A 16,770-nucleotide genomic window follows, 5' to 3' on the forward strand; every position below is an offset into this window, starting at 1 on the left:
CCATTTAGCGAGCGAGCATTCGAGCCGCATTCCGTAGCGATCGGATAGCGCTTCGCAGTTGAGCCACGACCGATGTCCCCGAGACCCACTCCCCCCGACGCACCTTCGGCGACGCTCGCCGTCACCGAAGCGCAAATCGAACAAGCTGCCGCGCGGCTCGACGCGGGCGAGCTCGTCGCTTTCCCGACGGAGACCGTCTACGGGCTCGGCGGCGACGCGACGAGCCCGCAGGCTGTCGCGCGCATCTACGCGGCGAAGGGGCGGCCGGCCAACCACCCGGTCATCGTCCATCTCGGGCCGAAAGGGGATCCGGCCTATTGGGTGAGCGAGTTGCCGGCCGATGCGCAACGGCTCATCGACGCGTTCTGGCCGGGCCCGCTCACGTTGATCTTGAAGCGCGCCGCGCATATTCCCGCGGCGGTGAGCGGCGGACAGGATTCCGTCGGCCTGCGCTCGCCGTCACACCCTGTCGCGCAGGCACTGCTGGACGCATTCGACGGGTTGCGCGGCGGTCGAGCGGGCGTCGCCGCGCCGTCGGCGAATCGCTTCGGCCATGTGAGCCCGACCACCGCGCAACATGTGCGCGACGAATTCGGCGATGCCGTGCACGTGCTCGACGGCGGGCCGTCGGAGGTCGGGATCGAATCGACGATTCTCGATCTCTCGCGCGGTTTCCCGGCGCTGCTGCGGCCGGGCCGTGTGACGCCGTTGGAGATCGCCGAAGTGCTCGGCGTCGCGCCCCGGCTGCCCGACGGCGGCGACGCTACGGCGCCGCGCGCGTCCGGCACGCTGAAGGCGCACTATGCGCCGCGCACGCCGCTCGCGCTGTCACCGTTCGAGGCGCTCGAGCCGTTGCTTTCGTCAGCGCGTGATAGCGGCGCGCGGGTCGCGCTCGTGGCGCGGCGCTCGCGCGCCGGTGCCTGGGCCGACGCGCGCGACGTACTGTTCGTCGCCGCGCCTGAGGAGCCCGACGCTTATGCGCGCGAGCTCTACGGGATGTTGCGCGCGCTCGACCGTTCCAACGTCGCCCGCATCCTCATCGAAAAGCTGCCCGATACGCCCGAGTGGATCGCCGTCAACGATCGGCTCGGGCGCGCAGCGGCGGCTTTCGAGGCTGGCAGCTTCAGGGCTTGACGCCCGCGGCGGCGAGTTGCTGCTCGACGTACTGCGCGAAAAGCGCGTGCAGATGCGTCGTCGGATGGACCATATCGGCGAACATATACGACTGATCGGCACCCGCCACCGTCTGCGTCTGCGGCGAGCAGAACAGCGACATAGCGAGCGACGCGCCGAATTGAGCCGCCGTCTGCCCCGGCAGCAGCACACTCGGGTTCGCTTCCGCGTAGGACGTGGCCGACGCCTGCATCTGCTGCAGGTTGCACGCCGTTCCCGTATTCGACACCGAGAAACCGTTCGCCTGGAAGTTGGCGAGCGTCGTGTCTTGCCACGTGAACGAGTCGATGAAGATCACCTTCGGCGACAGGTTCTCCGCTTGCAGGAAGCTCGCCACGAGGCCGTTGAACGTCTGGGCGATGCCCGACAGAAGTTGCTGGGCTGCCGCGCCTTGCTGCGCCGCCGTCTGTACGCCGAGCGGTGTCTGGCCGATGTCCGGCACGTTCACCAGCACGACATGCGTCGCACCGTTGGCGACGATGGTTCCGACCTGGTCGACGAGCGATTTCGCGGCCGGGCCGAGCGTCGTGCTCACTTCTTTAAGGATCGCGACTTGCGGCGTCAAGCCGGCCGCGATGTCGGTCTCGATCGCTGTGACTAGTGCCGTGCTATTGGCAAAGATATCGTTCGCACCGCCCTGGACCAGCACGATCTGATTCGAGTTGAAGCTGCCGTGCGCGCTCAGGTAGTTGGAAACCTGTGTGACGATCGGCGTCGTGGTTGCCGCAAGATTATTGGGCGCCCAGCCGATGCCTTGCGGGTCCGTCACGCGGGCGCCGCCTTGGGCGTAGCCGAAGCCGCCGGTCGCCTGCAAGGCGGAGCCGAAGCCGCCCTGATAGGCCGGCGTGAGCGTGTCGCCAAAGGATTCCGCAACCTTCTGCGTCCAGACTTCGCCGGGGTTCGTGGTGAATCGTCCGCCGCCGAAGTGCGGCAGGACATAGGCTGCATAAGTGCCGACATCGGACAAGCTGTCGCCGAACGAGACGACCTGCATCTTGGTGGCCGCAGCTGTCGTCGCGGTGCTGCCCCCGCCGCCCCCTCCGCCGCCGCATGCGGCGACGATCGCAAAAGCCGCGCCGGCGAGCGCGCACTGAGCGGCCCGCAGCAACCGGTTTCGTTGGGGTTCGTTACGCTGTTTCATCGACGTCATCTCCTCGTATGTTCGGCTCGTCGGCCGTGGTTTCATGCCTCATTTGATGTCGCTTTTCACCGCCTCGTGGTTGATCGCGGTGAGCGCTTTGTCTTGTCCGTCTCTCCCCCCGGGCCCGCCATCAGGCGTCGAGTCGCCGCTGGGCGATGCCCGAGGCGGCGGTGGGCCGCGCGTTGGCCGCATGGAACGCGGCGGCCCACTCGGGCGGCGCGAAGAGCGCGCGCAGCTTGTTGCCCGGCCCCTTGGCATTTGCCAGATCCGCGAGCATCGACGCCCATTCGTGGAACGTCGCCTTGAGCGGATTGAAGGTCCTTAGCGGCTCGACGATGCCGTACTCGGGCGGATCGTCGGGGTCCTCCGCGACGTAGCTTCGAAAGACCCTGTCCCAGACGACGAGCACGCCGGCATAGTTGCGATCGATGTAGCGTGCATTGCGCGCGTGATGGCAACGGTGCGTCGACGGTGTGTTGAGCACGTACTCGATCCAACCGAGCCGGCCGATCGCCTGCGTATGGACGAAGAACTGAAAGGCGAGATTGACGAGGACGATCGCGACGATCTGCTGCGGAGGAAAGCCGAGCACGGCGAGCGGCGTCCAGAACGCCCACATGCCGGCGACCGGGTACATGAGGCTTTGGCGGAATGCCGTCGACAGGTTGAGCCGCTCCGAGGAGTGATGGACGATGTGCGCGGCCCATAGCCAGCGCACGCGATGACTCATGCGATGAAAGACGTAGTAGAGCAGGTCCTGCGCGATGAAAAGGACGGCAAACGAGAGCCACCCCGGCTGCCAGGTGACGATACGAAAACGCTCGTAGACGAATGCATAGAAGGGCACGACGGCGAGCCACGCGAGCTTGTCCGCGCCCTGGTGCATGAGCGCAAGCACGGCGTTGCAAAGCGTGTCCCGCCAGCTGTAGATACGCGCCGCCGGCCTTGTGCGTGCAAAATGCCACGCCTCCCAGCCGATGCATGCAAGAAAGACGGGCGCCATGGAAATCAGAAGCAATTCGGCGTCGAATTGCATGGACGTCTTCCTCCGGAATCTCTTCCTTGCTTTGATTTCAGCGCGCTCGCCGCGGGCGGTGCGCACTGCAGTCCCCTTTTCGATACGGAGGCGGGAACATCATGGCGGCCGTCCGATCGTTGCTCGACAGCGTACACGCTGGCGGCCGTCGCAGTCGCTATTTGTCGTAGAAGGAATATTCGATCGAGATCCCCCGAGACAGAGGGGATCTCGGTGCGCGCTTAGCGCATGCCGCGATAAACCCAGTCGAGCAACGCGTCGTGAGCGGCGCGCGCGGCCGCCGCCCGGTCGTCGTTGATGAAGCTCACGACGACATAGCTCTCGCCGTTGGCGGCGGCGACGTAGCCGGCAATCGCACGCACATCGCGCAAGGTGCCGGTCTTGATGTGCGCATTGCCGAGCACCGGGTCGTGGCGCAGGCGATTGCGCATCGTGCCATCGACCCCGGCCACGGGCAGCGAGGCGACGAAGACCTGAGCGACAGGGCTTGCGTTGGCCGCCTGCAGCAAGTCGGCGAGCGAAAGTGCGCTGATGTGCTCGTCGCGCGAGAGACCCGAGCCGTTCTCGAGCGAGAGCTCGGGCATGGCGAGTCCTTTGCTGCTGAGGAATCGCTCGATCGCCTGCGCCGACTTTTGCGGCGTTGCCGGCGGCTTGTCGGCAACGGCGCCGATCGTCAGGAACAGGTTGCGCGCCATCACGTTGTTGCTGAACTTGTTGATGTCGCGGACGATGTCGCCGAGCGGCGGCCCTTCGTGGGTCGCCACGAGGCGCGCGCCGATCGGCACCGCGCCCTCGCGCGTCGTGCCCTTGAACGTGCCGCCTTGCTGCTGCCAGAGCGCGAGGAAGCCGCCCGCGAAGAATGCCGTATGGTCGAGCACCGCGAGGTTGACCGTGCGCGCGCCGCAGCGCACCGGATACTCGCCCGAGAAGAGCGCCTCCACCGTGCCGTCGCTTTCGGGCGTGACGTTCGGCATCGCCGCTTCGGCACTCGTGCAGGCGCCGGCGCGAGCATGGAGCTCGTTGTCGATCTTCAGTTGCGCGAGCGCCGGCACGACGTCGATATCGACCGTGCCCGCGCTAGCCGGCGTGACTGTGAACGACAGCGATTTGAATGCGTAGAGAAGCGGGTCGGGGCCGACGTTGTACGGTGCGTTCGCATCGTCGTCGAAGGCCGGCAGATCGCGCGTCGACGGGTCGAAGAAGCGCTTGTCGAGCACGAGCGCACCGTCGATGCCGGTGATGCCGGCCTTGCGGATCCGGTCGACGAGATCGATCAGCTCTTCGGGCACGAGCTTCGGATCGCCGGTACCCTGGATATAGAGATCGCCGTGCAGCACGCCCGCGGCGTCGAGCGTCCCGTCGGCATACGCGCGTGTGTGCCAGCGATAGTCGGGGCCGAGTATTTCGAGGCCGGCGTAGGTCGTGACGAGCTTCATTGTAGACGCCGGCAGCATCGGCTTTCCGGCGTTGAGCGCGACGACGGGCGTCGGCGAGCCGATGCGCTCGATGACGACGCTCATCGCCGAAAGCGGCACGTGCGCGCGTTCGAGCGCGCGCGTGACGGAAGCAGGGAGCTCCGTCGTGACCGACACGCGCGGGCGGTGCTTGAGCTTGCGCGCGTCGGCCGGCGTGGCGAACGCGAGCGCCGCGCACAGGCCGAGCGCAAGCGCGGCGCGTCCCAGCCCTCTGCCGGAGGGAGCACCCTCGGCGGGCGAGGCGGAACGAAGAGTAGGCGAAATGAAAGAAGAAACGAATTGCGGCGCGCGGCGCGAAAAGAGGATGAGCGAAGCGATCGGCATGGAAGGTACGGCGACGGGGTCGGGCAAATGCGAGAGCGAGCGGTCCGGTGTGACGCGGACGGCGCGCGGGACAGCACATTGTAGGGCTTGCCGCGCGTGACGCCGCGGCGATCTTCCCCGAATCGACCAAAAAACCACGGACCCGGGAGCCGCTACAATGCGATCCATGACTGACTTCCGGCGCATAGGGCGATCGAGGCGATGCGGATACTGCTGGTCGAAGACGACAGGATGATTGCCGAAGGCGTACGCAAGGCGTTGCGCGGCGAGGGCTTTGCCGTCGACTGGGTGCAGGACGGCGAGTCGGCGCTCACGGCCGCGGGCGGCGAGCCCTACGATCTCGTGCTGCTCGATCTCGGCCTGCCCAAGCGCGACGGGCTCGACGTGCTGCGCGCGATGCGCACGCGCGGGCTCTCGATGCCGGTGCTCATCGTGACGGCGCGCGACGCCGTGGCCGACCGCGTGAAAGGGCTCGACGCCGGCGCCGACGATTACCTCGTCAAGCCATTCGATCTCGACGAGCTCGGCGCCCGGATGCGCGCGCTGATCCGGCGACATTCGGGCCGCAGCGAGTCCGTGATCCGTCACGGCGCGGTGACGCTCGATCCGGCCGCGCACCAGGTCACGCTGAATGGCGCGCCCGTCGCGCTCTCGGCGCGCGAATTCGCGCTGCTCGAGGCGCTGATCGCGCGTCCTGGCGCCGTCCTGTCCAAGAGCCAGCTAGAAGAAAAGATGTACGGCTGGGGCGAGGAGATCGGCAGCAACACCGTCGAAGTCTATATTCACGCGCTGCGCAAGAAGCTCGGCGCCGATCTCATCCGCAACGTGCGCGGCCTGGGCTACATGATTGCCAAGGACGCCTGAGCGGGCCCGGGAGACCGCTTCGATCCCCTATGCGTTCCATTCGCCATCAACTGTTGTTCTGGCTCGTCGCGCTCGTCGTGGCGGGCGTCGGCGCCGCGGGCTGGCTCATTTACCGACAGGCGCTCGCCGAGGCGAACGAGCTCTTCGACTATCAGCTGCAGGAGATCGCGGCGGCGCTGCCGTCCGAGCCGTTCACGCAGATTTTGGGCGCGCACAACGATGCGGATGAAGGCATCGTCATCCAGATCTGGAGCCGCACCGGCGCGCTGATGTATTACTCGCATCCGCGCGCGCCGCTTGCACCGCGCGCGGAGCTCGGGTTCTCGACGGAGCGCACCGAGCGCGGTGACTGGCGCGTCTACGGCGCGATCGTCGGCGACAACGTCGTTCAGCTCGCGCAGCCGCTTTCTGTGCGCAACCGGCTCGCGGCCGACGTCGCGTGGCGCACGCTCTGGCCGCTCATCGTGCTGTTGCCGTTCATGGGTCTCGCGGTCTGGGTCATCGTCGGGCGCGGGCTCGCGCCGCTCGCACGCGTGACGCGCGCGCTCGAGGCGCGCCGTCCGCAGGCGCTCGATCCGCTGCCCGACGAGCGCTTGCCGCTCGAGGTCCAGCCGCTCGTGCGCGCGTTGAACGGCCTGCTCGCGCGGCTCACCGAGGCGCTCGACACGCAGCGCGCATTCGTCGCCGACGCCGCGCACGAGTTGCGCACGCCGCTCGCCGCGGTGCAGATCCAATCGCAGCTCGTCGCGCGCGCGCAGGATGCGGATTCTCGTCGCGAAGCGCTCGTCGATCTGCAGGCGGGCGTCACGCGCGCCACGCGCCTTGCCGAGCAGTTGCTCGCGCTCGCGCGTGCCGAGCCTGTCGACGGGGCCGTTCGCGTACCGGTCGACTTACGCACGCTCGTCGCCGAATGCGTCGCCGCGCATGCGCCGATTGCCGAGCGGCGCGATGTCGATCTCGGCTTCGAGGAATCCGAGCCCGCCACGATCGTCGGCGACGCCGACGCGCTGCGCGCGATGGTCGGCAACCTGCTCGACAACGCGGTCAAGTACACGCCGCACGGCGGACGCATCGACGTCGCACTGAAGCTCGACCAGGGCGGCCGCCCGTGCCTGCGCATCGGCGACAGCGGCCCCGGCATTCCGGCCGAGGAGCGCGAGCGCGTCTTCGACCGGTTCTACCGCGACGCTTCGGCGCGTGCCCGCACGGACGTCGCGGGCAGCGGCCTCGGCCTTGCCATCGTCAAGCGTGTCGCGGCGCAGCACAACGCGGCGGTCGAGCTTGGGCAAGCACCGCTCGGCGGCCTTCTGGTGACGGTCCGATTCCCTTCAGGAAACGTGCAGAAAGCGTTAAGTCCCGTTTAAGTGAGCCCTCGTATTCTGCGAACCATCAAGCAAGGAGGCCCTTTCGATGAATACGAAGACCCTGTCTCGCAGCGCAGTCGCGGTTGCGGTGGCGGTTGCCCTCTCGACCGGCTACGTGGCCGGCACCCGCCACACCGATCCGCAGATCATCGCGTCCGCGCACGCCGCGGCCATGATGCCCGCCGAAGCGGCGGCCAAGACCGGCATTCCCGATTTCTCCGGGCTCGTCGAGACCTACGGCCCGGCGGTCGTGAACATCAGCGCCAAGCATGTCGTCAAGCGCCCCGCGCGCCGCTCGATGCAACAGCTGCCGATCGATCCCAGCGATCCGTTCTATCAGTTCTTCAAGCGGTTCTATGGTCAATTCCCCGGCTTCGGCGGGGGCGGCGACGACGACGGCGGCGCGCAAAGCGATATCCCGAGCGCGAGCCTCGGCTCGGGATTCATCGTCAGCAGCGACGGCTACATCCTCACGAACGCACACGTGATCGACGGCGCGAACGTCGTGACGGTGAAGCTCACCGACAAGCGCGAGTTCCGCGCGAAAGTCGTCGGCTCCGACAAGCAGTCCGACGTCGCGGTGCTGAAGATCGATGCCTCGAACCTGCCCACCGTCAAGATCGGCGATCCGAACCAGAGCAAGGTCGGCCAGTGGGTCGTCGCGATCGGCTCGCCGTACGGGTTCGAGAGCACGGTGACCTCGGGCATCATCAGCGCGAAGGGCCGCTCGCTGCCTGACGAGAACTACACGCCGTTCATCCAGACCGACGTGCCCGTCAACCCCGGCAACTCGGGCGGGCCGCTCTTCAACCTGCAAGGGCAGGTGATCGGGATCAACTCGATGATCTATTCGCAAACGGGCGGCTTCCAGGGCCTTTCGTTCGCGATTCCGATCGACGAGGCGATCCGCGTCAAGGACGAGCTCGTCAAGACGGGGCACGTGAGCCGCGGCCGTCTCGGCGTGGCCGTGCAAAGCGTCGATCAGACACTGGCGAACTCGTTCGGCCTCTCGAAGCCGGCCGGTGCGCTCGTGAGCTCCGTCGATCCGGGCGGCCCGGCCGCGAAGGCAGGGTTGCAGGCCGGCGACGTGATTCTCGCCGTGAACGGCCAGAGCGTCGACGACTCGACGGATCTGCCTGCGCAGATCGCGGCAATGAAGCCGGGCTCGAACGCGACGCTCGACATCTGGCGCGACAAGACGAAAAAGCAGGTGACGGTCAAGATCGGCTCGATGTCGGACACGAAGGTGGCCAGCAACGGCGGCCCGAGCGCCCAGCAAGGGCGGCTCGGCGTGGCGGTGCGCGCGCTCACGCCGCAGGAAAAGAACGGCAGTTCGCTGACGCATGGCCTGCTCGTGCAGCAATCGTCGGGCGCGGCCGCGAGCGCGGGCATCCAGCCCGGCGACGTGATCCTCGCCGTCAACGGCAGCCCCGTGTCGTCGCCTGACCAACTGCGGCAAATCATCTCGAAGGCCGGCAATAGCGTGGCGCTCCTGATTCAGCGCGACAACGCGCAGATCTTCGTGCCCGTCGATCTCGGCTGATCCGCACAGCGAAGCGGCCCGGCATCCTGAAGCCCTCGGGTGCTGGGTCGCGTCTTCATCGGCATCGACAGGCGCCCAATCGCATAGGCATGCGCCTTGCTGCGCAACATGATGGGGCGGGATGCCGTTCCCCGGCGACGCGCCGGGCTCAGGATCCCGACGTGCGGTCATTCAAAGGAGCGATGCGATGAAAACGCCAGGCAGCGGATCGGCGGATAAACGGATGATGAAACGAGCAAGCAAGCGGATTGGCGTTGTCGCCGCGATGGCACTGGCGCTTGGTTTCGCCGGCAGCGTGCTCGCGCAGCAGGGATCGTCGGCTGTCGTCGGCGGCACGACGACCGACGCGACGAGCGCCGGCAACGAGAACGGCGGCGGCATGCCGCAGATCCAGCACGAAGGGACCGTGTCGTACGTGTCCGGCGGCGTGGGCATCGACGAATCGACGGCGCTCAAGCGCGCGGAGCACCAGTGGCCGCTCGCGATGCGCTTCACGGGACCGACGGCGGACTACCTCGCCGATGTGCATGTCCGGATCGTCGGGCCGCAGGGCGCCGATGTATTGAGCACGGACTCGCGCGGTCCCTACATGCTCGTCAAGCTGCCGCCGGGCCGTTACACGGTTCATGCGCGCTACAAGGACGAGGAGCAGACGCGCACGGTGACGGTCTCCGCGGAGCCGGGTGCGCGAGCCGATTTCCACTGGAATATCCAATAGCGTGAAACGCTACCCGCGCACGGCGGCGGGCTTTGACAGATAATGAGAGCCACGGGTGTCCGCCCGTGGTTTTTTTGGCATGCGTCGGACCGCCCCAAGCATGCTGACGCCCCCGCGACCGCAGGTGCGCCGGGAAGTCCCGTTGGAGGGGCGCCTGGCTAATCGCCTTTGGGGGAGGGGCAATGTTGGCTCTCTATAATCTGACGCGCCGGCGGGCGGCCGAGCGAACCGGGTCCAGGGGAATCGCCATGACGAATGACGCTGTTCATCGTGTCGAGATCGCGGCCAATCAGCACCGATTGCGCGTGATTCACGGCGGCATCACGCTCGCCGATACCTCGCGCGGACTCACGCTCATGGAGACGGGCGAGCCCGTGGTCTTCTACTTTCCGCGCGAAGACGTCAATATGTCTCGCTTCGAGCGGTCGGATCATACGACGCGCTGCCCCTACAAGGGCGTAGCGACGCATTTCCACTTGCTCACCGAAGAGGAAGGCAAGGTCGAAAACGCCGCCTGGAGCTACGAGGCTCCGCTCGGGGCTGCAGCGCGCGTGAAGGGCTACGTCGCGTTCTATCCGTCGCTCGTGGACAGAATCGACCAGACGTCATAGGCGAAAAGGCGCATGCATCGAAGGGGACCACGATGGAGTTGACCGATGCATTGCGCATTCCGCTCGATCCCTCGATCGTCGCCGAATCGCTCGACGACGGCGCGCTCTTGCGTGCAAGCCTCGAGAATTGCGAATCGTTCGAGCGCCGCCCCGGCGGCGAGTACGCGCTCGTGGTGACGGTGCCGGTCGGGCCGCTGCGCGGCCGCTACGAAGTTCGCATGCACATGACGACCCCGGGCGGCGTACACGACGGCGTCGCCGCCGACGGCGCGCATCGGCTCTCGCGTACGCTGAACCTGAAGGCATCGGCCGCGGGCGTGGGCTCGTTGCGAGGACAGGTCACGATCGAGCTCGAGGCGGATGGCGAGTGCGCCGATGGGCAGACGAGTGCCAGAGGGCACACCCAGGCAGGCGGTGACGACGCGAGCGCCACACGTGTCCAGTATGCGATATGGGCGACGCTGACCGGGCCGCTCGCCGAGCTCGCGCCGCGGCAAGTCGAAAACGCGCTGCAGGCGCTCGCCGACGATTTCTTCGCGGAGTTCTCGGCGGTGCTGCAAGCGAAGTACGGCAAAGGGCCGAACCGGGCACGCTCCGGCGCCGCGCGCCGCCAGCACGTGTTCCTGCGCCCGATCAGTCTGGCCGGCCTTGCGCGCAGGACGGCATCGACCGATCCGCTCGACGCGGCTTCGCGCCGTTCGGGCGACGCCATGATCGGTCAGCGAGGTGCGGAGAGCCTCGGTCGCCGCCGGCCGCAGGCGATGCCGGCCTGGGCATGGGCTGCGGCATTCGCCGTCGGGATTGCCTTGCTCTATCTACTGCATCGGTTCGAGTAGCGGTCGCGTCGGCGCCGCGCAAGGGTGAAGCGCGGAAAATCCCATCGAGCTCACTCGGCCGCAGCGCCGTGCCAAGCCGCCTTCCTCAGCCTTTTTCACCGCCCGCCCGGAGCCGCAACGCAGGGCTCGTGCGCACCGTATCGAGCGCCGCGTCGACGAACGGCTCGATATGCGCGGCGAAATCGATCGACGGCGCAATCAACAGCGAGTCACGCAGGCAGCCGCCGATGAACGCATGGAGAAAAAGCGCCGAGCGTCGTGTATCGAGATCGGCAGGTACCTGACCCTTGGCGACGGCCTGCCGCAAATCGCGCTCGATCTTGCCGACGCCTTCCTGCATGTTCGTCTGGTGTCGGAGCTTCACCGGCCCCATTTCGTCGACGAACTCGCACTTGAGAAAAAGGATGTCGAATACGCGCCGCCGTTGTGGATCGTTGCAGCACGCGTGCAGACACCACTTCATCGTCTCGGCGAGCTTTCCGAGCGGGTCGGCGGGGTCGTCGTCGCCTTCGATGAGCTCGTCGAGCGGCAGCAGCACGCGATCGAACATCGCCGTAAAGAGATCGCCCTTGTTCTGAAAGTGCCAATAGATCGCGCCGCGCGTGACGCCCGCATGCGCGGCAATATCAGCGAGAGACGTCCGCGACACCCCTTTGTCGTAAAAGACCCGCTCGGCGGCATCGAGAATGCGGTTACGCGTCTCTCGCGCCTCTTCCTTCGTTCGTCTGACCATGTTGCATGCCCGCGTCACCGGGCTTTCTGTAGATCAATTGGCTCGTTTGAGCGTCGAATCGGCCGTGCGGCGCACGACGCGAGCGGATTGTTGCCTTTCGGGGTTAGATCCCGCAACGAAAACCTTTTACATACATTTCCGAATGTATATACAATACGCGCTACGTTTGAATGGTTCAAGTTCGATGCACCAGGGGAAATCCCGGTAATATCCGGCACTGACCGACGCTCGCACGGTTGCGGAGAGTTTTCACACTTTCGCACCGCCGGTTCTCGTGAGCGCACTATCGGGGCGATGCGGGGGCGAAGCGGCGTTCGGCAATCTCGGCGCCCCGCCGGCCGTAGCCTGTCGGCTTTCATCAAGCGTATTTGCGACGTGACGTCGCGCCGCGCGCCTTGTGGGGATCGGGCGCAGCGGGCCTACATGTGTCCCAGTCATTGACCAGAGGTCGCTCCATGCGTGTCGAACCGGTTCACCTCCGCCTAATCTGCGCCGCGACGGCTGCCCTCATCCTTGCCGCCTGCGGACAAAAACAATCGGCGCCGCCGCCGCAGACGCCCGAAGTCGGCGTCGTCGACGTGAAGACGAGCGCCGTGCCGGTCGTCACCGAGCTGCCGGGCAGAACGAATGCGTACCTCGTCGCGCAGGTGCGCGCGCGCGTCGACGGCATCGTGCTGTCGCGCGAGTTCACCGAAGGCAGCGAAGTGAAGGCGGGGCAGCGTCTCTACAAGATCGATCCGGCGCCTTATATCGCCGCGCTGAACAGCGCGAAAGCGACGCTCGCGAAGGCCCAGGCGAACCTCGCCAGCACGACGGCGCAGGCGAATCGCTATAAAGTGCTCGTTGCGGCGAATGCCGTCAGCAAGCAGGATTACGACAATGCCGTGGCGGCCGAGGGCCAGGCCGCGGCCGACGTCGCGTCGGGCAAGGCCGCGGTCGCGACGGCGCAGATCAATCTCGGCTACACGGACGTCATCGCGCCGATCACCGGGCGCACCGGCGTCTCGCAGGTCACGCCGGGTGCCTATGTGCAAGCGAGCCAGGCGACGCTCATGGATACGATCCAGCAGATCGATCCCGTCTATGTCGATCTTACTCAATCGAGCCTCGAGGGCCTGAAGCTGCGCCGCGACATCCAGGAAGGGCGGCTGAAGACGAATGGGCCGAATGCCGCGAAGGTCACGCTGATTCTCGAAGACGGTCGCGAGTATCCGGAAAAAGGCAAGCTGCAGTTCACCGACGTAACGGTCGATCAGTCGACGGGCTCCGTCACCGTGCGCGCGATTTTCCCGAACTCGGGCCGTGTCCTGCTGCCGGGCATGTTCGTGCGCGCGCGCATCGAGGAAGGCGTCAACGAGAATGCCATGCTCGTGCCGCAGATCGGCGTGACGCATGACCAGAAGGGTCAGGCGATCGCGCTCGTCGTCGGTCAGGACGGCAAGGTCGCGCCGCGTACGCTCACCACCACCGGCATGCGCGGGCCGGATTGGATCGTCGAGGCGGGCTTGCAGCCCGGCGATCGCGTGATCGTGCAAGGCACGGAGAAGGTCCACCCCGGCATGACCGTCAAGCCGGTGCCGGCCCAGCTTCCCGCTCAGGCGGGCGGCGCCTCCTCCGTGGGCAATAGCCAAAGCGCCTCCTCGGGGGCGCAGGCCTCCGGCGCCTAACCACGGGAGTCCCGTCAAATGGCCAAGTTTTTTATCGATCGCCCGATTTTCGCGTGGGTGATCGCCATCATCCTGATGCTCGCGGGCGTCGCGTCGATCTTCAATTTGCCGATCGCGCAATACCCGACGATCGCGCCGCCTTCGATTCAGATCTCCGCGAGCTATCCGGGCGCCTCGGCGAAGACGGTCGAGAACACGGTGACGCAGGTCATCGAGCAGCAGATGAGCGGTCTCGATCACCTGCTCTACCTCTCGTCGACGAGCGACGACTCGGGCACCGCGACGATCACGCTGACGTTCGCCGCCGGCACGAACCCTGACATCGCGCAGGTGCAGGTGCAGAACAAGCTGTCGCTTGCGACGCCGCTCCTGCCGTCCGTCGTGCAGCAGCTCGGCACGAAGGTGACGAAGTCGAGCAGCAGCTTCCTGATGGTGCTCGCCTTCGTCTCCGAAGACGGCAGCATGAACAAATACGACCTCGCGAACTACGTGGCGTCGAACATTCAGGATCCGGTGAGCCGTATCGACGGCGTGGGCACCTTGTCGCTGTTCGGCACGCAGTACGCGATGCGGATCTGGCTGGACCCGAACAAGCTGACGAACTACGGGCTCACGCCCGTCGATGTCTCCACGGCGATCCAAAACCAGAACGTGCAGATCGCGGCCGGCCAGCTCGGCGGCACGCCCGCCGTGCAGGGGCAGATGCTGCAGGCAACGATCACCGAGCAGACGCTGCTGCGCACGCCGGAGCAGTTCGGCAACATCCTGCTGAAGGTCAATCAGGACGGCTCGCAGGTGCGCATCAACGATGTCGCGCGCCTCGAGCTCGGCGGCGAAAACTATAACGTCGACACGGCGTACAACGGCCAGCCGACGGTCGGCATGGGCATTCAGCTTGCCACGGGCGCGAACGCGCTCCAGACGGCGAAGCTCGTGCGTCAGAAAGTCGCCGAGCTGTCGAAGTACTTCCCGCACGGCCTCGCCGTGAAGTACCCGTACGACACGACGCCGTTCGTGCGCCTCTCGATCGAGGAAGTGATCAAGACGCTGCTCGAAGGCATCGTGCTCGTGTTCCTCGTGATGTATCTGTTCCTGCAGAACCTGCGCGCGACGCTGATTCCGACGATCGCCGTGCCGGTCGTGCTGCTCGGCACGTTCGCGATCATGAACGCCGTCGGGTTCTCGATCAACGTGCTCTCGATGTTCGGGCTCGTGCTCGCAATCGGTCTGCTCGTCGACGACGCGATCGTCGTCGTGGAGAACGTCGAGCGCGTGATGGCCGAGGAGGGGCTCTCGCCACGCGAGGCGACCAGAAAGGCGATGGGCCAGATCACCGGTGCGCTCGTCGGGGTTGCGCTCGTGCTGTCCGCGGTGTTCGTGCCGGTGGCGCTTTCGGGCGGCTCGGTCGGCGCGATCTATCGGCAGTTCTCGCTCACGATCGTCGCTGCGATGGTGCTCTCGGTGCTCGTCGCATTGATTCTGACGCCGGCGCTTTGCGCGACCATTCTGAAGCCGATTCCGCAGGGACATCACGAAGAGACGAAGGGCTTCTTCGGCTGGTTCAACCGGACGTTCAACAGCAGCCGCGAGAAGTATCAGAGCGGCGTGCACCACGTGATCCGTCGCTCGGGCCGGTGGCTGCTGATCTACATCGCCGTGATCGTCGCAATCGGGATGCTCTTCGTGCGGCTGCCGAAGTCGTTCCTGCCCAACGAAGATCAGGGATACGCGTTCATCCTCGTGCAGACGCCCACCGGTTCGACCCAAGAGACCACGGGCAGGACGCTCTCGAACATCGCCGACTATCTGCTCAACCAGGAGAAGTCCGTCGTCGAATCGGTCTTCACCGTCAACGGGTTCAGCTTCGCCGGCCGCGGTCAGAACTCGGGCCTCGTCTTCGTGCGGCTCAAGGACTACAGCGAACGGCAGCACGCGGATCAGAAGGTGCAGGCGGTCATCCAGCGCATGTTCATGCATTACGCGAGCTACAAGGACGGGATGGTGATCCCGTTCAACCCGCCGTCGATCCCCGAGCTCGGCACGGCGGCCGGCTTCGACTTCGAGCTGACCGACAACGGCGGGCTCGGCCACGAGAAGCTGATGGCCGCGCGCAACCAGCTCCTCGGCATGGCGGCAAAGGATCCGACGCTCGCGCTCGTGCGCCCCAACGGCCTCAACGACACGCCCCAGTTCAAGATCGACATCGATCGTGAAAAGGCGCAGGCGCTCGGCGTCACGGCCGAAGCGATCGACCAGACGTTCTCGATCGCGTGGGCGTCGAAGTACGTGAACAACTTCCTCGATACGGACAACCGGATCAAGAAGGTCTATCTGCAGGCCGACGCACCGTTCCGCATGTCGCCGGAGGACATGTCGAAATGGTACGTGCGCAACGGCGCCGGGACGATGGTGCCATTCACGTCGTTCGCATCGGGGCAATGGACGTTCGGATCGCCGAAGCTCGAGCGCTACAACGGCATCTCGGCGGTCGAGATCCAGGGCCAGGCTGCCGAAGGCAAGAGTACGGGCCAGGCGATCACGGCGATGGAAAAGCTCGCCGCGAAGCTGCCGGCCGGCATCGGCTATGCCTGGACGGGGCTCTCGTACCAGGAGCTCCAGTCGGGCTCGCAGGCGCCGATCCTCTACGGCGTGTCGATCCTCGTCGTGTTCCTCTGTCTGGCGGCGCTCTATGAAAGCTGGTCGATTCCGTTCTCGGTCATCATGGTGGTGCCGCTCGGCGTGATCGGCGCGCTGTTGGCGGCCACGCTGCGCGGGCTCGAGAACGACGTGTTCTTCCAGGTCGGCCTCTTGACCACGGTCGGTCTCTCGGCGAAGAACGCGATTCTGATCGTCGAGTTCGCGCGCGAGCTGCAGCAATCCGAGGGCATGGGGCCAGTGGAAGCGGCGATGGAGGCGGCGCGGCTGCGGTTGCGGCCGATTCTGATGACGTCGATGGCCTTCATTCTCGGCGTGTTCCCGCTTGCAATCAGCAACGGCGCCGGTTCGGCAAGCCAGCATGCGATCGGCACGGGCGTGATCGGCGGGATGCTGACGGCGACGTTCCTTGCAATCTTCTTCATCCCGATGTTCTTCGTCGTGATTCGCGCGAAGTTCGCGGGTGAGACCGAGGATGCCGACGCCGCGGCGCGGCTCGCCGCCGAGCACCATGCGCTGCAATCGGCGAACGGCGGCAACGGCGATCTCAACGGGAACGGCGACGGTGGCGACGGCCGTGACGGGGGCAACGGCGGTCCGCGCGGCGGCGGCTCGGGCAGAGGACACTAA

The 16,770-nt window shown here is 66.2% G+C and carries 13 protein-coding genes; 9 read left to right on the plus strand and 4 right to left on the minus strand.

Features of this window, described 5'->3' with window-relative positions; genetic code table 11:
• Positions 1–72: 72 nt before the first annotated feature.
• Positions 73–1,134 (plus strand): L-threonylcarbamoyladenylate synthase, encoded by a 1,062-nt coding sequence (locus tag AB4Y31_RS12300; protein ID WP_368674141.1) that lies wholly within the window; start codon positions 73–75, stop codon positions 1,132–1,134.
• On the opposite strand, the gene AB4Y31_RS12305 is transcribed toward AB4Y31_RS12300, so the two are convergent.
• The 3 genes from AB4Y31_RS12305 to dacB all read right to left on the minus strand — a co-directional run bounded on the left by AB4Y31_RS12305 (position 1,124) and on the right by dacB (position 5,149).
• Positions 1,124–2,314, minus strand: a complete 1,191-nt coding sequence (locus AB4Y31_RS12305; protein WP_368674142.1) for an SGNH/GDSL hydrolase family protein — start codon at positions 2,312–2,314, stop codon at positions 1,124–1,126. The two genes, AB4Y31_RS12300 and AB4Y31_RS12305, sit on opposite strands and share 11 nt — an antisense overlap.
• Before the next feature lie 130 nt (positions 2,315–2,444).
• Positions 2,445–3,350, minus strand: coding sequence for a sterol desaturase family protein (locus AB4Y31_RS12310; protein WP_368674143.1), 906 nt, complete (start codon positions 3,348–3,350; stop codon positions 2,445–2,447).
• A gap of 221 nt (positions 3,351–3,571) precedes the next feature.
• Positions 3,572–5,149, minus strand: a complete 1,578-nt coding sequence (dacB, locus tag AB4Y31_RS12315; RefSeq protein ID WP_368674144.1) for a D-alanyl-D-alanine carboxypeptidase/D-alanyl-D-alanine-endopeptidase — start codon at positions 5,147–5,149, stop codon at positions 3,572–3,574.
• A gap of 201 nt (positions 5,150–5,350) precedes the next feature.
• On the opposite strand from dacB, the gene AB4Y31_RS12320 reads away from it, so the two are divergent.
• The 6 genes from AB4Y31_RS12320 to AB4Y31_RS12345 all read left to right on the plus strand — a co-directional run bounded on the left by AB4Y31_RS12320 (position 5,351) and on the right by AB4Y31_RS12345 (position 11,085).
• Positions 5,351–6,013, plus strand: coding sequence for a response regulator (locus AB4Y31_RS12320; protein ID WP_368674145.1), 663 nt, complete (start codon positions 5,351–5,353; stop codon positions 6,011–6,013).
• A gap of 29 nt (positions 6,014–6,042) precedes the next feature.
• On the plus strand, positions 6,043–7,377 hold the full coding sequence (locus AB4Y31_RS12325) for an ATP-binding protein (RefSeq protein ID WP_368674146.1): 1,335 nt from the start codon (positions 6,043–6,045) through the stop codon (positions 7,375–7,377).
• Between the two features lie 46 nt (positions 7,378–7,423).
• Positions 7,424–8,920: a DegQ family serine endoprotease gene (locus tag AB4Y31_RS12330; RefSeq protein WP_368674147.1), complete on the plus strand. Its 1,497-nt coding sequence runs from the start codon at positions 7,424–7,426 to the stop codon at positions 8,918–8,920.
• Positions 8,921–9,146: 226 nt separating this feature from the next.
• A complete protein-coding gene (locus AB4Y31_RS12335; RefSeq protein ID WP_368674500.1) occupies positions 9,147–9,638 on the plus strand; it encodes a carboxypeptidase-like regulatory domain-containing protein in 492 nt (163 codons plus the stop codon).
• Between the two features lie 248 nt (positions 9,639–9,886).
• Entirely contained in the window at positions 9,887–10,249 is a 363-nt protein-coding gene (locus AB4Y31_RS12340; protein WP_368674148.1) for a DUF427 domain-containing protein, read from the plus strand.
• 32 nt (positions 10,250–10,281) lie between these two features.
• Positions 10,282–11,085, plus strand: a complete 804-nt coding sequence (locus AB4Y31_RS12345) for a CoxG family protein (RefSeq protein WP_368674149.1) — start codon at positions 10,282–10,284, stop codon at positions 11,083–11,085.
• Positions 11,086–11,170: 85 nt separating this feature from the next.
• Here the strand turns inward: AB4Y31_RS12345 and AB4Y31_RS12350 are convergent, their stop codons facing one another.
• On the minus strand, positions 11,171–11,818 hold the full coding sequence (locus AB4Y31_RS12350) for a TetR family transcriptional regulator (protein ID WP_368674150.1): 648 nt from the start codon (positions 11,816–11,818) through the stop codon (positions 11,171–11,173).
• A 455-nt stretch (positions 11,819–12,273) separates the two neighbouring features.
• Here AB4Y31_RS12350 and AB4Y31_RS12355 point away from each other — a divergent pair, with 455 nt between their 5' ends.
• Entirely contained in the window at positions 12,274–13,485 is a 1,212-nt protein-coding gene (locus AB4Y31_RS12355; RefSeq protein WP_368674151.1) for an efflux RND transporter periplasmic adaptor subunit, read from the plus strand.
• 18 nt (positions 13,486–13,503) lie between these two features.
• The gene (locus tag AB4Y31_RS12360; protein WP_368674152.1) at positions 13,504–16,770 is read left to right on the plus strand and encodes an efflux RND transporter permease subunit; all 3,267 of its coding nucleotides are present in this window, start codon (positions 13,504–13,506) and stop codon (positions 16,768–16,770) included.

The organism is Trinickia sp. EG282A (assembly GCF_040965455.1).
Classification (GTDB): Bacteria; Pseudomonadota; Gammaproteobacteria; order Burkholderiales; family Burkholderiaceae; genus Trinickia; species Trinickia symbiotica.

What these genes read in the sequence shown, in the direction of transcription:
- AB4Y31_RS12300 (WP_368674141.1), top strand. Translation starts at nt 73, where the DNA reads ATGTCCCCGAGACCCACTCCCCCCGACGCACCTTCGGCGACGCTCGCC.
- AB4Y31_RS12305 (WP_368674142.1), bottom strand. Translation starts at nt 2,314, where the DNA reads ATGAAACAGCGTAACGAACCCCAACGAAACCGGTTGCTGCGGGCCGCT.
- AB4Y31_RS12310 (WP_368674143.1), bottom strand. Translation starts at nt 3,350, where the DNA reads ATGCAATTCGACGCCGAATTGCTTCTGATTTCCATGGCGCCCGTCTTT.
- dacB (WP_368674144.1), bottom strand. Translation starts at nt 5,149, where the DNA reads ATGCCGATCGCTTCGCTCATCCTCTTTTCGCGCCGCGCGCCGCAATTC.
- AB4Y31_RS12320 (WP_368674145.1), top strand. Translation starts at nt 5,351, where the DNA reads ATGCGGATACTGCTGGTCGAAGACGACAGGATGATTGCCGAAGGCGTA.
- AB4Y31_RS12325 (WP_368674146.1), top strand. Translation starts at nt 6,043, where the DNA reads ATGCGTTCCATTCGCCATCAACTGTTGTTCTGGCTCGTCGCGCTCGTC.
- AB4Y31_RS12330 (WP_368674147.1), top strand. Translation starts at nt 7,424, where the DNA reads ATGAATACGAAGACCCTGTCTCGCAGCGCAGTCGCGGTTGCGGTGGCG.
- AB4Y31_RS12335 (WP_368674500.1), top strand. Translation starts at nt 9,147, where the DNA reads ATGAAACGAGCAAGCAAGCGGATTGGCGTTGTCGCCGCGATGGCACTG.
- AB4Y31_RS12340 (WP_368674148.1), top strand. Translation starts at nt 9,887, where the DNA reads ATGACGAATGACGCTGTTCATCGTGTCGAGATCGCGGCCAATCAGCAC.
- AB4Y31_RS12345 (WP_368674149.1), top strand. Translation starts at nt 10,282, where the DNA reads ATGGAGTTGACCGATGCATTGCGCATTCCGCTCGATCCCTCGATCGTC.
- AB4Y31_RS12350 (WP_368674150.1), bottom strand. Translation starts at nt 11,818, where the DNA reads ATGGTCAGACGAACGAAGGAAGAGGCGCGAGAGACGCGTAACCGCATT.
- AB4Y31_RS12355 (WP_368674151.1), top strand. Translation starts at nt 12,274, where the DNA reads ATGCGTGTCGAACCGGTTCACCTCCGCCTAATCTGCGCCGCGACGGCT.
- AB4Y31_RS12360 (WP_368674152.1), top strand. Translation starts at nt 13,504, where the DNA reads ATGGCCAAGTTTTTTATCGATCGCCCGATTTTCGCGTGGGTGATCGCC.